Annotated in this window: 15 protein-coding genes; 1 reads left to right on the top strand and 14 read right to left on the bottom strand. The window is 69.6% G+C overall.

The genetic code is table 11. The features are described from left to right. Positions 1-7: 7 nt before the first annotated feature. The 11 genes from CBM2594_RS24475 to fliF all read right to left on the bottom strand — a co-directional run bounded on the left by CBM2594_RS24475 (position 8) and on the right by fliF (position 10,299). Positions 8-1,093, bottom strand: a complete 1,086-nt coding sequence (locus CBM2594_RS24475) for a hypothetical protein (protein WP_232346737.1) — start codon at positions 1,091-1,093, stop codon at positions 8-10. A gap of 167 nt (positions 1,094-1,260) precedes the next feature. After that, entirely contained in the window at positions 1,261-1,749 is a 489-nt protein-coding gene (locus tag CBM2594_RS24470; protein ID WP_116359358.1) for a GFA family protein, read from the bottom strand. Between the two features lie 84 nt (positions 1,750-1,833). Continuing rightward, entirely contained in the window at positions 1,834-2,496 is a 663-nt protein-coding gene (gene alkB, locus CBM2594_RS24465) for a DNA oxidative demethylase AlkB (protein WP_116359357.1), read from the bottom strand. Between the two features lie 32 nt (positions 2,497-2,528). Then, positions 2,529-2,945, bottom strand: a complete 417-nt coding sequence (locus CBM2594_RS24460) for a type II toxin-antitoxin system HicB family antitoxin (RefSeq protein ID WP_116359356.1) — start codon at positions 2,943-2,945, stop codon at positions 2,529-2,531. A gap of 49 nt (positions 2,946-2,994) precedes the next feature. Then, positions 2,995-3,171 (bottom strand): type II toxin-antitoxin system HicA family toxin, encoded by a 177-nt coding sequence (locus CBM2594_RS24455; protein WP_116359355.1) that lies wholly within the window; start codon positions 3,169-3,171, stop codon positions 2,995-2,997. Between the two features lie 174 nt (positions 3,172-3,345). After that, on the bottom strand, positions 3,346-4,797 hold the full coding sequence (locus CBM2594_RS24450; RefSeq protein ID WP_116359354.1) for a flagellar hook-length control protein FliK: 1,452 nt from the start codon (positions 4,795-4,797) through the stop codon (positions 3,346-3,348). A 59-nt stretch (positions 4,798-4,856) separates the two neighbouring features. Further along, positions 4,857-5,315: a flagellar export protein FliJ gene (gene fliJ, locus CBM2594_RS24445; RefSeq protein WP_116359353.1), complete on the bottom strand. Its 459-nt coding sequence runs from the start codon at positions 5,313-5,315 to the stop codon at positions 4,857-4,859. Beyond that, positions 5,281-6,777: a flagellar protein export ATPase FliI gene (fliI, locus tag CBM2594_RS24440; RefSeq protein WP_116359352.1), complete on the bottom strand. Its 1,497-nt coding sequence runs from the start codon at positions 6,775-6,777 to the stop codon at positions 5,281-5,283. Before fliI ends, fliJ begins: the two co-directional genes overlap by 35 nt. Beyond that, the gene (gene fliH / locus CBM2594_RS24435; RefSeq protein WP_116359351.1) at positions 6,770-7,594 is read right to left on the bottom strand and encodes a flagellar assembly protein FliH; all 825 of its coding nucleotides are present in this window, start codon (positions 7,592-7,594) and stop codon (positions 6,770-6,772) included. Before fliH ends, fliI begins: the two co-directional genes overlap by 8 nt. Next, positions 7,581-8,591 (bottom strand): flagellar motor switch protein FliG, encoded by a 1,011-nt coding sequence (gene fliG / locus CBM2594_RS24430; RefSeq protein ID WP_116359350.1) that lies wholly within the window; start codon positions 8,589-8,591, stop codon positions 7,581-7,583. The genes fliH and fliG overlap by 14 nt, the downstream gene beginning before the upstream one ends. Beyond that, entirely contained in the window at positions 8,578-10,299 is a 1,722-nt protein-coding gene (gene fliF / locus CBM2594_RS24425) for a flagellar basal-body MS-ring/collar protein FliF (protein ID WP_116359349.1), read from the bottom strand. The genes fliG and fliF overlap by 14 nt, the downstream gene beginning before the upstream one ends. A 418-nt stretch (positions 10,300-10,717) precedes the next feature. On the opposite strand from fliF, the gene fliE reads away from it, so the two are divergent. Beyond that, complete coding sequence (gene fliE, locus CBM2594_RS24420; RefSeq protein WP_116359348.1) at positions 10,718-11,041, top strand: flagellar hook-basal body complex protein FliE; 324 nt, start codon at positions 10,718-10,720, stop codon at positions 11,039-11,041. An 84-nt stretch (positions 11,042-11,125) separates the two neighbouring features. Here the strand turns inward: fliE and CBM2594_RS24415 are convergent, their stop codons facing one another. Genes CBM2594_RS24415 through CBM2594_RS24405 form a run of 3 tightly spaced genes read right to left on the bottom strand, consistent with a single transcriptional unit; the run spans position 11,126 to position 13,664 of the window. Further along, positions 11,126-11,779 carry a hypothetical protein gene (locus tag CBM2594_RS24415; RefSeq protein ID WP_232346736.1) on the bottom strand — a complete coding sequence of 218 codons (654 nt, stop codon included), beginning with the start codon at positions 11,777-11,779 and terminating at the stop codon, positions 11,126-11,128. Then, entirely contained in the window at positions 11,770-12,591 is an 822-nt protein-coding gene (locus tag CBM2594_RS24410; RefSeq protein WP_116359346.1) for an NAD-dependent epimerase/dehydratase family protein, read from the bottom strand. Before CBM2594_RS24410 ends, CBM2594_RS24415 begins: the two co-directional genes overlap by 10 nt. Before the next feature lie 2 nt (positions 12,592-12,593). After that, positions 12,594-13,664 carry an FkbM family methyltransferase gene (locus CBM2594_RS24405; protein WP_116359345.1) on the bottom strand — a complete coding sequence of 357 codons (1,071 nt, stop codon included), beginning with the start codon at positions 13,662-13,664 and terminating at the stop codon, positions 12,594-12,596. Positions 13,665-13,676 lie beyond the last annotated feature (12 nt).

Below are 13,676 nucleotides of genomic sequence, written 5' to 3'. Positions count from 1 at the left end.
GGCAGCGTCAGAAGCGGAGGAAGCCGGTTGCGATCACATTGTTGCGGTTGTAGCCGTAGCCCACTTCCAGCAGCAGCCCCACGTATTTGTTGACGGTCCAGTTCATGCCCACCGAGCCGCTCCAGGCGCCCGCCACTTTTTCATCGATCTGGTAGTTCAGCCGCTGGGTCTGGTCGCTGCCCGGCACCGGCACGTCGAAATGGCCGGTGATGCTGGCATGGGTGCGGAACCAGGTGGCGCCCACATAGGGCGTGAGCACGCCGAAGCGCCCCAGCCGGAAGTTCCAGCCGACGCGCGGGCCGATATTGAGCGACTTCACGGGCGTGTCCGACATCGAGATGTCGGACACGGTGAACGTCACCGGCAGCGAGAAGAACAGGTCGCCGTAGGCGCCCACCAGCGTAAAGCCGGCGCCGTAGGAATGCCCGCTGTAGCTGGCATGCTGCGTCGGCAGCCGGATCGGCCTGGCGCAATCCGGCCGCGGCCGGCGTCCGCCGCAGCCGACGTCGATGCCGAAGAAGCGCTCCAGCTCGGTCAGCGACGAGAAGCTGATGCCGATGTCGCCGCTGCCGCGTACCGTGCCGAGCATCCCATACACGTTCATGAACGGGAACAGCCACGCGCCGACCTGTACCTGGTTCGAGGTATTGCGGATGCGCGACTGGTCGAAGCGCACGAAATCCGCGCTGCGCAGCGGCGCGCTGCCCGCCGAAATGCTCAGCCCGCTCAGCTGGTAGCGCTGGTGGCCATCGAAATACGAATAGCCGATGTCATAGGGATTGGGCAGGTCATAGCCCTTGTCGATCACGCGCTGCGCGAAGAACGGCAGGGCCCGGTCCCACTGGCGCGGCGCGGCGGGTGCGCCGGCGTCGGGCTGCGCGGGCGGGCCGACATAGCCGCGGTAGGGGCCGGCGGCCGGTAAGGCGCTGGTGGTGGCCGCCGCTTCGCCGCCGTTGCCGGCCACCCACGCCTGCGCGGCCATCGGCGTGCACGCCAGCGCCGCCAGCAAGACCGCTGTGCCGACGGTGCGCCGGCCCTGCGCGGCAATCCGGATGCGGCGTTGCGTGGCTGCCGTGGCGGCACCTGGCGGCATGGCTCTCCCCTGGCTGGTGTGCGTGATCGTTGCCAGAAGATACTGGCGCGCGCCGCGCGAGGCAATGCGCGCGGCGCCCAAACCGTTGCAATGGCGGCGTCGGGAAGAAAGACTAAGATCGCGCGGCGAAAACGTTCATATCGCGCCTGTGCGCTTCAGCGCGACATTCAGCGCGACAGCAGGCCATGCCGCCTGTGCCAGTCGACCAGCGATTCCTCCGGCCACGTGTCGCAATGCACGTGGCCCTTGCCGCGCGGCACGTCGACCCAGGGTGCTACCGAGTCCAGCGAGGCCTCCACCACCTCAGGCGGGCGCGGCAGCGGCGTATCGATGGCCGAGGCATGCGGATACAGCAGTTCAGGCCAGCGCGGATCCCACAGCCACAGCGCGCTGCCGCACTTCACGCAGAAATGCCGCTGCGCCGGCGAGCGCCGCGCGCGCTTGCCGGGCTCGCGCAGCACGGCTTGATAGATGCCCAGGTACTTGCGCCCGCGCACGCGCAGCGTGGCGGCATCGCCGCCGATATTGATGGCATAGCCGCCGCCGCCCGCGGTCTTGCGGCAGATCGAGCAGTGGCAATGCATGTACGGGCAGGGCGAATCGGATTCGAGCGAGAAGTGGACCGCGCCGCAATGGCAGGAGCCGTCGAGATGCATGGGAGTGGCCTTTGCACGGTGGCGTTCAGGACAGTCCATTGACTGTAGAAAACCCCCGGCAAAGTGCCAAGGCCGGGCCGGCGCCTACCGCGCCTTGCGGAACGTCAGGTTGATGCGCAGCGGCCCCAGCAGCGGATGATCGCCATCGGCCAGCGGCGCCACGCCGTGGAACGCCAGCCGCGACGGCCCGCCCCACACCACCACGTCGCCATGCGCCAGCCGTACCCGCTGCGGCTTGTCGGCACGGCGCATGCCGCCGAACAGGAACACCGCCGGCAGCCCCAGCGACACCGAGACGATCGGCGCGGTGAAGTCGAGTTCGTCGCGGTCCTGGTGCAGCGACAGCCGGGTGCCCGGCACATAGCGGTTGATCAGGCAGGCATCCGGCGCAAAGCCGGCAAAGCCGGCCTGCGCCGCCGCGGCGGCGGCGAGCCGGCGGAAACTCCCGGGCATCTCGGGCCACGCCTGTCCGCTCAGCGGATCGACCGGGTCATAGCGATAGCCGCGCCTGTCCGAAACCCAGCCGAACACGCCGCAATTGGTCATCGCCACCTGCATCTTCAGGCCGCCGGGGGTGACCATGTGGCGCCAGGGGGCCAGGGCCACGACTGCCTGCGCGTCGGCGAGCAGCGCTTCGGCATCCGCCCGCGCCACGCCGCGCAGGACGACCGCGCCGTCGGCGAGGGGTTCGGTGGCGGGGGTGGCGGCGCTGTCTTCGGGCAGGTCGTCGAACAGGTCGAATGTCATCGTGAAGAGGATACTGCGGTGGCCTGGCGCGCTCAGGCGACCTTCAGTTCCAGGCGCTTTCCCAGCGCCCGGAACGCGGCCTCGATCGTGTCGATCTTGGTCGCATGATCGAGGTTGACGATGCGCTGGACTTCCTGCTTGCGGGTATGCAGACGGCGTGCCAGCTCCGCCTGCGTTACCCCCTGCGCGATCATCTCGTTGAGCAGCAGCACCTTTGCCGACATGCTTGCCGGCAGCTCGACCAGATGCTGGCCACGTGCGGCCTTCGACGGCAGCGGCACCGGTCGGCCATCCTCGAAGTAAAACTCCATGGCCGTGGCCAGCGCATCGGCTGCCATCTCCCGCGCCTGCTCGACGGTGTCGCCGCTGGTCAGGGCTTCCGGGATATCGGGAAACGAAACCGCAAAGCCATCGCCGTCGGGGACGATGTTGGCGGGAAAACGCAGCATGTTGAAACTCCTTTGGCGACAAGGGCAGGGTAGGTCCAGGCTTGCAAGCTCACGACAGGCCAAGTTGCTTGAGGATCGCCTTACGCAGTCCCTCGCCGATCTCGTGGCTGGGATGCCGCGGCAGGGTGGACTGCCTGCCATTGAGATACACCCTGACATGCTTCGCGCCTTCGATGAAGGTCGCGCCTTGCCCTGCGAGCCATCGCCTGAATTCACTCTGCTTCACCCCGATTCTCCTGCCGCTCAGTGGCATACAGGGTAAGCAAAAATGTTTACGTATTCTAGCAGCAATACGTCCAAACTTGTTGCAGCAAAGTGTCCGGCTATCTGTGCGCGCGGTGCAGACATGACAAGGCCGCCCTTGCGGCGGCCTTCCATGCTGCTCCGCGCGATAGCGCCCTCACGCGAACGTATCAATCTCCCCCTGCGCCAGCACACGCGCCGGCCGCGCCGCTGCACCGCCCGCTGGCACCGGCTCTACCGCCGCCACCGCGGCGCCACCAAAGCCCGCTTGCCCTCGCCCGTGCCCCGGCGCCTGCTGTTGCTGCCCGTTGCCGTTGCCCGCCTGGCTGGCAAAGCCATCGGCGCCCACCGAGGTGTGTCCCAGCTGGATGCCGTTTTCGGACAACGCGGTGCGCAGGTGCGGCAGCGCGGCTTCGACCGCGGCGCGCACGGCCTGGTGGGGCGAGACGAATTGCGCCTGGGCCTGGTCGTTGACCACGTTGAGCACCACCTTCAGCGGGCCCAGGTCGGGCGGGTTCAGCTGCAGTTCGGCGCTTTGCTGGCCTTGCGTGCCCAGGCGGATCATCTGCTGGCCCAGGGCCTGCGGCCACTGGCTGTCGTACAGCGGCGGGGCGACCACGGGGCGGCTGGCGGCAGCGGCGGCTGCCGCCGGGGTGGGCTGGCCGGCGAGCGTGGCAACCATGGCCGGGGTGCCTTCGGGGCTGGCCGACACGGTGTCGCCGGCGCGTGCGGCCTGCACCGCGGCGAATGGGGTGGCCGCAGACCGTGCATCGGGCGTGCCCGTGCTGGCGGCGAGCGCATCGGCGCGATGCTGGCCGAGACCGCTGTCGGGGCGATGCCCCGATCCGCCGGCCGAGGCGCCGGCGTCCTGGCCTGCCAGGTCCGGTTGCCGCAGCGCCAGTGCGTCGCCGGCAACGGACTGCGTCGTGCCGGTTTTGGCATCGGTGCCGGTGCTGCCGCCGGGCTGCAGCGCCGCGCGCTGCGAGGCGATGGTGGCCAGCGTGTCGGCGACCGACGGCTGCGCCGGCCGCGCTTCGGCGCTGGCAGCCTGCATGGCGCCGGGCAAGGTCGTCCCCGCAGCGAGGCCCGCGGTGGCATCCGCATCGGCCTGGGTTTGCGCAGAGGTGCCGGGCGCGCCCGCGAGCGCCGCCTGCAAGGCCGCGGCAGTGCCGGTGTCGGCCATGCCGGCGACCGCGGCGGCCGCGGTGCCTGTCGTCCCGGCTGCCCCCGCTGCCCCGGTCGGGACCGCAGCGGGGTTCGCCGGCGCGGCGGCAGGCAGCATCAGCGCCAACGCGGCCGCGGCTGCGGCGGCATCGGTCGGGGCTGAGGCGGTGTCTTCCTGGTCCTGGTCCTTCTCACTCGGAGCGGGCTTCTTGCTGACAGCGTGCTGCGGCTTGCCGCCGTCCGCCTGCGCGGCGGCCGGCCGGGCAGCGGGCTTGTCGCGTGCCACGGTCTCTTTGGCCGCAGGCGCCGGTGTCGCGGCCTTGTGGCTGTCGCGGGCCTGCGAGAGCGCGTCGCGGAAGCCGCTCGCGGCGGCGTCGGCGCTGGCGCGCCGGGCGCCTTCCACGGCGTTGGCGGCACTGCTGACAATCTGGCTGATATCGATCATGGGGGGATTCGCTACGTGTGGCCTGGCGGCTTGCTGCCGCCCCGGCTTCGTTTCTTCGATCAGGCTTCGCTCAGGCGGCCGGCCGTGGCGCGGGCCAGGCGGGCGGCGTATTCGTCGTTGGCGCGCTGCTCGCGGCGCGTGGCCACCTGCTCCTGCCTGGCGTCGGCGCGCGCGATCAGCGTGTCGAAGGAATTCAGCCGGCGCTTCTGGTGCTGCCAGCGGTTGCGCCCGGCCAGCAGGTCGGCCTCGGCCTTGGCCAGCGCCGCGCCCTGCTGGCGGATGGCATGGTCCAGCGAATCCAGGAAGCGCGAGAAATCCTGCCAGCGGCTGGAGGTCATGCCCTGCGCTGCCACCACCTGCATGCGCTCGCGGTATTCCTGGCGGTACTGCGTCAGCTGGTTGAGCTGCTGCTCCGCCTGCGTGCGCAGGCCCTGCAGCCGGCCCAGCTCGCGCGCGGCGGTGTCGGTATCGGTCTGGGCCAGGTCAGCCAGCGTGTTGAGCGGTGAATGCTTGAGCATGTTCACTCCTGTCGAAGAGGCTGTGCAACGCGGCGATCGCGTCGGCGTAGCCGGCGCGCTCGTGGATGTCTTGCTGCAGGAAGGCTTCCATGCGCGGATGCAGCTGGATCGCCAGGTCCAGCTCCGGATCGTTGCCGGGCACGTAGGCGCCCACGCTGATCAGATCGCGGTTGCGCTGGTAGCGCGACATCAGCTGCTTGAAGCGGCGCACCGAGCCGAACTGTTCGTGCGGGATCAGCGCGGTCATGGCGCGGCTGATCGAAGCCTCGACGTCGATCGCCGGATAGTGGCCGGCCTCGGCCAGGCTGCGCGACAGCACGATATGGCCATCCAGGATGGCGCGCGCGGAATCGGCGATCGGGTCCTGCTGGTCGTCGCCTTCGGTCAGCACGGTGTAGAACGCGGTGATCGAGCCGCCGCCCTCGGGGCCGTTGCCGGTGCGCTCGACCAGCGTCGGCAGCTTGGCGAAGACCGATGGCGGATAGCCCTTGGTGGCGGGCGGCTCGCCGATCGCCAGCGCAATCTCGCGCTGCGCCATGGCGTAGCGTGTCAGCGAATCCATGATCAGCAGCACGTGCTGGCCCTGGTCGCGGAAGTACTCGGCCAGCCGCGTGGCATAGGCGGCGCCCTGCATGCGCAGCAGCGGCGAGCAGTCGGCCGGCGCGGCCACCACCACCGAGCGGCGGCGGCCCTCCGGCCCCAGGATGTTCTCGATGAACTCCTTCACCTCGCGGCCGCGTTCGCCGATCAGGCCGACCACGATCACGTCGGCGCTGGTGTAGCGCGCCATCATGCCGAGCAGCACGCTCTTGCCCACGCCGGAGCCCGCGAACAGGCCCATGCGCTGGCCGCGGCCGACCGTCAGCATGCCGTTGATGGCGCGCACGCCGGTGTCGAGCACGGTGTCGATCGGGGCGCGCATCAGCGGGTTGATCTGCTCGCCGGCCAGCGGCACTTCCATCGCGGCGGTGATCGGGCCGAGCCCGTCGAGCGGGCGGCCCGCTGCATCGAGCACGCGCCCTAGCAGGCCGGCGCCGACCGGCAGGCGCTTGGAGCCCGGCTCGCGCGGCGCGCTGGCGCCGGCCGGTTGCGGCGACGGCTCCAGCGGATAGACGCGCGCGCCCGGCAGCAGGCCCACCACGTCGGACTGCGGCATCAGGTAGAGGCGGTCGGCGCCAAAGCCGACCACTTCGGCCTCGGCGGTGCGCGGGGCGTTGCTGTCGGTGGTGAACTGTCCGGCCGGCAGCTCGATCAGGCAATCGCTGCCCACCGGCAGGCGCAGGCCCACGGCTTCCAGCACCAGCCCCGCGGCGCGCGTCAGGCGGCCGCAACTGCGCTTGCTGTCGAGCCCGGCGATGCCGGCCGCGGCGCCGTTCAGCGCGCCGATCCAGCGTTGCGTGTGGGCTTGCGCCGCATCCGTCGCGGGCGTGCCGGCGTGGGTGTGCTGCGCGGTGTCAGGCATGCGGCGGCTCCCACGGGTCGTCGCGGCCCAGCGCGCGCACCACCCGGGTCCAGCGCGTGGGCAGCGTGGCGTCGCGCTCGCCGCTGGCGGCGCTGGCGATGCAGCCGCCGCGCGCCACTGACGGGTCAGCGCGCACGGTCCAGCCGGCCGCGGCCAGTTCGCCGTGCAGGTGCGTTTCCACCAGCGCCACGTCGTCGGGGTGCAGCAGCAGGCTGGGCGATCCCGACAGCGCGGGTTCGCTGGTCAGCAGCTCGCGCACCGCCGGCAGCAGCGCCGCGGGATCTTGCGCCAGCGTCGAGCGCACCAGCTGGCGCGCCACGTCCAGCGCCAGCGACACCAGCGCCCGCGCGACCGCGTCGTCCACCTGGCTCAGCGCGCTGCGGAAATTGCCGGCCAGCGCCTGCAGCTGCGCGGCCTCGTTGCGGGCGGCTTCCAGGCCGCGCGCATAGCCTTCGCGATGGCCGTCGCCGTAGCCCTGGGTCTGGCCCTGGGTGTAGCCCTGGGCATAGCCTTCCTTGCGCGCGCCCTCGCGCATCGCGTCGAGCGCGGCGAAGTCGATCGGCGGCGGCGCGGGTTCGGCGGGCACGGCGGCCAGCGTTTCCAGCGGCGCGGCATGCCGCGTATCGAGCGAGCCCATCTGCCAGCGCTGCCAGCCGGCGGCGCCGCCACGCGCGCGGCGCGGCGGCTCGAACGGCGCAAAGCCGCCCGTACCGCCGGCCGCGCCCGCCGCGCGGTGCCCGGCCAGGGACGGCGGCGGCTCCGCGCCCAACGCGCGGCGCGCGCTGCCGCGCTCGGGGTCGGCTTCAGACATAGGCATCGTCGCCTCCGCCGATCTGCACTTCGCCCGCATCCGCCAGGCGCCTTACCACCTGCAGGATGGCCTTCTGCTCGGCCTCGACCTGCGACACGCGCACCGGGCCCAGCGCGTCCAGGTCCTCGCGCAGCATCTCGCCGGCGCGCGTGGACATGTTGCGGATAAACTTGTCGCGCAGCTCCTGCGGCGCGCCCTTGAGCGCGACGATCAGCGACTCGGTGGCGATTTCCTTGAGCACGCGCTGGATGCCGCGGTCATCGACCTCGAGCAGGTTCTCGAACAGGAACATCTCGTCGATGATCTTCTGCGCCAGGTCGCCGTCGTGCAGGCGCACGCCGTCGATCACCGCTTCCTCGTGCGCGGTGCTCATCAGGTTGATGATCTCCGCCGCCGTGCGCACGCCGCCCATGCGGCTGCGCTTCAGGCTCTGGCCCGCCAGCAGCTTGGTCAGCACGTCGGTCAGCTCCTGCAGCGCGCCCGGCTGCACGCCGCCGAAGGTGGCGATGCGCAGGATCACGTCGTTGCGCAGGCGGTCGGTGAACAGCCCCAGCACTTCCGACGACTTCTGGCGGTCCAGGTGGATCAGGATGGTGGCGATGATCTGCGGATGCTCGTCGCGGATCAGCTCGGCGATGGCCGTGGCATCCATCCAGTTGAGCGAGTCGATGCCGCCGCCCGGGTCGCGCGATTCCAGGATGTCCTCGATCACCGACTGCGCGCGCTCCTCGCCCAGCGCCTTGTTCAGCACGCTGCGGATAAACGCGCCGGAGTCGACGTTCAGCGCCAGGTACTGCTCGGTCTCGGTGCGGAACTCGCCCAGCACCTCGGCCATTTCCTCGCGGGTGACCGAGCTGAGCGTGGCCATGGCCGAGCCCAGCTCCTGCACTTCGCGCTGCGACAGGTGCTTGAACACCTCGGCCGCGGCGTCCTCGCCGATCGCCATCATCAGGATGGCGCTCTTCTGCAGGCCGGATTCTGAGATGCCTTTAGCGGTTGTCATTGGAAATCCAGTTCTTGATCACGCTGGCGACCAGGCGCGGGTCGCGCTGGGCGGCGTCGCGCACCAGCGCGAGATCGCTTTCGTACTTGGCGGCAAGCCGCAGCACTTCCGGATTGGCCGGCTCTTCCGGCGGCAGCAGCACCGCCTCGGTCTCGTCCTTGGGCTCCGGCGCCGGCAGCGGCGGCGTGGTGTAGCGGCGCAGGATCGGGCGCGCCACCTTGAACCACGCGAACAGCGCCAGCAGTGCCAGCAGCAGGTAGCCGGCCAGGGTCTTGCCCAGTGCAATCATGTCGGGCTGCTTCCACAGCGGCAGTTCGGGCTCGGCCTTCTCGCGCTCGGCGGTGAAGGGGCTGTTGACCACGTTGATGGAGTCGCCGCGGTCGGCCGAGAACCCCATCGCTTCCTTGGTCAGGTTCTGGATCTGCGCGAGCAGCGCCGGCGGCAGCGGCTCGGCCACGAGCTTGCCCTTGGCATCGGCCTGCTGGCGGTAGTTGACCACCACCGCCACCGACAGCCGGCGCACGCCGCCCGGGGCCTGCTGCACGTGGCGCACCGAGCGGTCCAGCTCGTAGTTGACGGTGGAGTCGCGGCGGTTGCTGCTCGGGCCGCCGGACGCGGCGGTGGTGGCGCCCTGCGCGGCCTGGCCGGGCTGGCCCGCCTGGCCGGGTTGGGCAGCAGCCGGCGCGCCGGCCTGGCCCGGCGCCTGGCCCGCGCGCGGGGTCTGTGGCGTGGTCACCGGCGCGGCGGCGGCAGCGGGCGGCTGGTTCGACAGCGCGCCGGGCACGCCGCCCGGGGGCGTTGCGCCCTGCTGGGTCGATTCGCTGGTCTGCTGGCTGCGGATCGCCGTGCGGGTCGGGTCCTGGTTGGGCTTGTAGCTCTCGTCGGTGTGCTCGACGATGGAGAAATCGACGTCGGCGGTGACCTGCGCGCGCACGTTGTCCTTGCCGACGATCGGCGTCAGGATCGCCTCGATGCGCTTCAGGTAGTTCTGCTCCAGCGCCTGCACATACTTGAGCTGGGTGGCGTCGAGCATGCGCTCGTTGCCGGTGTTCGACAGCAGGTTGCCGTGCTGGTCGACGATCGAGATCGACTTGGGCGTCAGTTCCGGCACGCTCGACGACACCAAATGGCTGATCGCCGCGACCTGCCCTTCATCGATGGCGCGGCCCGGGAACAGCTGCAGCACGATCGACGCGGTCGGCTTCTGGCGCTCGCGCACGAACAGCGTGGGCTTGGGGATGGCCAGGTGCACGCGCGCCGACTGCACCGCGGCGATCGACTCGATCGAGCGCGCCAGCTCGCCCTCCAGCCCGCGCTGGTAGTTGACCTGCTCGGCAAACTGGCTGATGCCGAACTTCTGGTTGTCCATCAGCTCCATGCCGGCGGTGCCGCTCTTGGGCAGGCCTTGCGAGGCCAGCCGCAGGCGCGTCTCGTGCACCTTCTCGGCCGGCACCATCACGGCGCCGCCGCCTTCGGCGAACTTGTACGGCACGTTCATCTGCTGCAGCGACTGCAGCACCGCGCCGCCGTCGCGCTCGGACAGGTTGCTGTACAGCACCTTGTAGTCCGGCCCGCGCGACCACAGCACGCCCACCGCGATCGCCGCGGCCAGCGCCGCGCCGCCCAGCATCAGCGGCAGCTTCGGGTTGGCCTTCAGGCGCTCCAGCATTTCGGCCGGACGCCCGGGCAGTGCCACTGCCGCGGTCATGCGCGTGCTCCGGATCCGGCGCGGCGGTGCGCGCGACGGCACGGGCGATGCTGACCGCCCTGGTCGTCGGCCCGGCTCACGGCACGGCTCACCGCATTGCTCACGTTGCGCTGCAGAGAAAACACGCGTACTCCCGAATGGATGGTTGTCTGGTGATTGCCGGCATTAGCACGGGCCCTGGCCCGCGCTCTTCCGGCACGGTGGCAATGATCGGCCAGACTTGAGCCCGACAATCCGGCGAATAGACCCGGTTTTTTGTCCGATTTCGGCCCATGGACCGGCGCGGCGGACGGGTACTCTGCGGGGGCTGAAACTGGGTGCGAACCGCCCGAGGCCTGCCTGCCGGCAGGCCGGCGCGTGATGCAAGGGGCGCGCCACAAGACCAACCGAGCCGGTACGCCGGCCTACGACCAGCCAAATGACCACTATCTCTTCCATCGAGGGCATGCTGCAGCAACTGCGCGGGCTGTCCCAGCTTGCCTCGGGCAACAGTGCCAGTCAGTCCGCCGCGCCGGTCGGCGGCGGCTTTGCCGGCGAACTGCAGCGCTCGCTCGGCCGCATCAACGCCGCGCAGGAACGCGCCTACGGCCAGGCCGAGGCGTTCGAGCTGGGCAAGCCCGGCGTGGCGCTCAATGACGTGATGATCGACCTGCAGAAGGCCAATGTGTCGTTCCAGACGGGGGTGCAGGTGCGCAACCGGCTGGTGGCGGCGTATCAGGAGATGATGAATATGCCGGTGTGATCGCCCGGCAGACTGGAAAAACACCCCTGCACCGCGCGAGCGGGCAGGGGTGATGGCTGGCGAGCGCGCCTGACGGCCGGCTTGTCAGACGCGGAAGTACTCCTCCAGCGCAGGTTGCGTCGCCGGCTTGCAAACCAGGTCGCCGCCCTGCCCGGCAAAGACCAGGCAGTCGCCCGGCGTGTCCCGGTTGATCACCCCGACCCCTTGCGCGATCACCGAGCCGGCACCCACGCGGCTGCGCCCAATGATGGCCGAGTTGGGGTACATCACCACCCCGTCGCCGATGACCGGCGCCGCGCCATGGTTCTTGCCGACGGTGGAATTCTGGTAAAGCACCAGATAGTTGCCGTAGGTCGCCTTGGCGAGCACGATGCCGACGGAGTGGCCGATGAAGAAGATCTCCGGCATCTCGATCTCGTAGAACAGGTCGATGCCGTTGAGCGCCTTGTTCAGCAGGAACAGCCGCGTGCAGTTCTGCGCGTCCCGTTCATTGCGCCAGATCGTATTGGCGAGGTAATAGAGATACTGGCAGTACTGGCTGGAGTGCAGGTAGTTGAAGGCTCCTGGCTTCCACATCTTCACGGCGTCGATGCAGCGGACCGTGCGCGCCAGTGCTTCGTCAAGGTTGCGTTCGATCACCGGGCGCATGGCCCGGGCTTGACCGTCCGGTATCAGCCTGTCGACCTGCTCACAGGTATAGGTGGCCAGGCTCGCGCCGGTTTGACCAATCAGTTCCATGCAGCGATCTCCGCGAGCCGGGCGTCGACGATATCGCGCGCATCGCGCGGCACGACGCCCAGTGCATGCAGCCGTTGCACACGGCACTGCGGCGCAAGCTGCGGTGCCGTGGCGCGAGCCAGCGCGACCTGCCAGCCGCGTCGCCTGAATACCCCGGCCAGCTCGCCGTTGGAGACGTTGGTGCCGCTGGCGACATTGAAGATGCCGGTATCCGGCGCCTCCGCCAGTGCGACCAGTGCCGTGACCACGTCGTCGAGGTGGATATAGTCACGCACCACGGCAGCGTCGGTGTCCAGCCGGAGCTCGCGCTGGATTGCCGCCCGCTGCAGCCATCCGGACAGGAAGCCGGGGGCGCCATCCTCCCAGTCGAACACGCACGAGAGCCTGGCCACCGTTGCCCGCCCCGGTGCCAGCGTCAGGCAAAGGTTCTCGCCGAGCGCCTTGGACAAATCGTAGAGCGCACGCGGGTTGGCTGGCGCGAGCGTCAATGGCGCTGCTTCGTCTGCCGGCATCTGAGGCGCACTGTCGTAGAGACGGGTGGACGACAGGTAGACAAGGCGGGAGAAGCGGCCCGCGCGCAGCACGTCGGCGAGCAGGCCCACGTGGGCTTGCACCGTGTCGTACGGGCGGGCAGCGTAGTCGGCGGTCAGCCCGGCGCAATAGTAGACCTGGCCCAGGTCGCGCGACAGCAGCTCGGGGTCATCACGTCGCGGCACGCTGACCTCGCATCCGGCGGCGCGCAGCCTCGCGGCAAGCCGTCTTCCGACGAAGCCCGCGCCGCCAATGACGGTACAAGGCATGGTCATTGCCATGTTCAATGGAGCGGGTGGTGCAGCGCCGGATCGCGGTGCCAGAGCAGCTTGGGGCTGACACCGGGGCACAGTGCGAAATCGGCCGCACGCAGCAGCGCGGGATCCTTGACCGCGACCATGTTGAAGCCATGGGGGGGGCCGTCGAGGTAAATGTCGTCGACCGGCACAAGCTCGACCGGGCGTCCGCGCATATCGACGTTCGAATTGAAGTCACGTACCGCGTAGACATGGTAGCCATAGTCCGCGAGTTCGCGGACGATCTCGGCATTCTGCAGGCCATGGCTCCAGTCGACGTAATGGCGATGCACCTCGAACACCAGATTGGGCGCGGCACCGGCCGGACGTGACAGCTGCTTTGCCGCGCCCCTGAACACGTTGAGTTCGGCGCCTTCGATATCCAGCATGATCAGGCTGAGCCGATCGATGTCCTGCTGCGCGCAGTAGTCGTCAACGGTAATGGTGGCGAAGCTGGCCGCACCATCGGCGGCGTCGGCGCGTTCCGCATGGGCAAACGAATCGTGGCCCACCAGGCGCAGGTGCGAAGTGCTGTCCGACCACAGGCCCAGGCGCCAGCTGCGGATATTGCCGACGGCATTGAGCTCGGCATTGCGCCGCAGCATGGCCAGCTGGTCCGCGTTCGGCTCGAAGGCGTGGCAGGTGCCTCCGGCCAGCGCCAGCCGGCGTGCCATCAGGACGACCTGGTCCCCGAAATAGGCCCCTCCGACCAGCGCATGGCCGCCAGCCGCGCACAGCCGCAGCAGCAGCTTGGTGGTTTGCGGCTCCCAGACGTGGTCCGGTTGCTCCGGCGTGCTCATGAGGAAATCGCGGGCGATCTTGGTGCGGTACAGGAACTCGAATACGGTCCCGTCGGAGAGCGTCTTGCGCAGGCGGGTGGTTTCATCGTGCAGCGCATCGATGATCGGTCCGGTGATATCATCGCGCACGCTGCCGGCATAGCTGGCCAGGTCCTGTTCGATCGACCTGCACATGGCGAGGACCTTGTCGCGGGCAGCGGGGCTTGCGGCCACGGTCCGCAGTGCCGCAGACAGTTTCTGAAGGGCTTCGGTATTCATGGGGTATCGGAT

The organism is Cupriavidus taiwanensis (assembly GCF_900249755.1).
Taxonomy (GTDB): domain Bacteria; phylum Pseudomonadota; class Gammaproteobacteria; order Burkholderiales; family Burkholderiaceae; genus Cupriavidus; species Cupriavidus taiwanensis_D.
Note: the sequence above shows the minus strand (reverse complement) of the source record. Positions and strands in the feature narration are given on the sequence as shown.

Coding starts and splice junctions, on each gene's coding strand:
- CBM2594_RS24470 (WP_116359358.1), bottom strand. CDS start 1,749: ATGCATCTCGACGGCTCCTGCCATTGCGGCGCGGTCCACTTCTCGCTC.
- fliG (WP_116359350.1), bottom strand. CDS start 8,591: ATGACAACCGCTAAAGGCATCTCAGAATCCGGCCTGCAGAAGAGCGCC.
- CBM2594_RS24450 (WP_116359354.1), bottom strand. CDS start 4,797: ATGATCGATATCAGCCAGATTGTCAGCAGTGCCGCCAACGCCGTGGAA.
- alkB (WP_116359357.1), bottom strand. CDS start 2,496: ATGACATTCGACCTGTTCGACGACCTGCCCGAAGACAGCGCCGCCACC.
- CBM2594_RS24475 (WP_232346737.1), bottom strand. CDS start 1,093: ATGCCGCCAGGTGCCGCCACGGCAGCCACGCAACGCCGCATCCGGATT.
- fliI (WP_116359352.1), bottom strand. CDS start 6,777: ATGCCTGACACCGCGCAGCACACCCACGCCGGCACGCCCGCGACGGAT.
- CBM2594_RS24410 (WP_116359346.1), bottom strand. CDS start 12,591: ATGGCAATGACCATGCCTTGTACCGTCATTGGCGGCGCGGGCTTCGTC.
- fliE (WP_116359348.1), top strand. CDS start 10,718: ATGACCACTATCTCTTCCATCGAGGGCATGCTGCAGCAACTGCGCGGG.
- fliH (WP_116359351.1), bottom strand. CDS start 7,594: ATGCCTATGTCTGAAGCCGACCCCGAGCGCGGCAGCGCGCGCCGCGCG.
- CBM2594_RS24460 (WP_116359356.1), bottom strand. CDS start 2,945: ATGCTGCGTTTTCCCGCCAACATCGTCCCCGACGGCGATGGCTTTGCG.
- CBM2594_RS24405 (WP_116359345.1), bottom strand. CDS start 13,664: ATGAATACCGAAGCCCTTCAGAAACTGTCTGCGGCACTGCGGACCGTG.
- fliF (WP_116359349.1), bottom strand. CDS start 10,299: ATGACCGCGGCAGTGGCACTGCCCGGGCGTCCGGCCGAAATGCTGGAG.
- CBM2594_RS24415 (WP_232346736.1), bottom strand. CDS start 11,779: ATGGAACTGATTGGTCAAACCGGCGCGAGCCTGGCCACCTATACCTGT.
- fliJ (WP_116359353.1), bottom strand. CDS start 5,315: ATGCTCAAGCATTCACCGCTCAACACGCTGGCTGACCTGGCCCAGACC.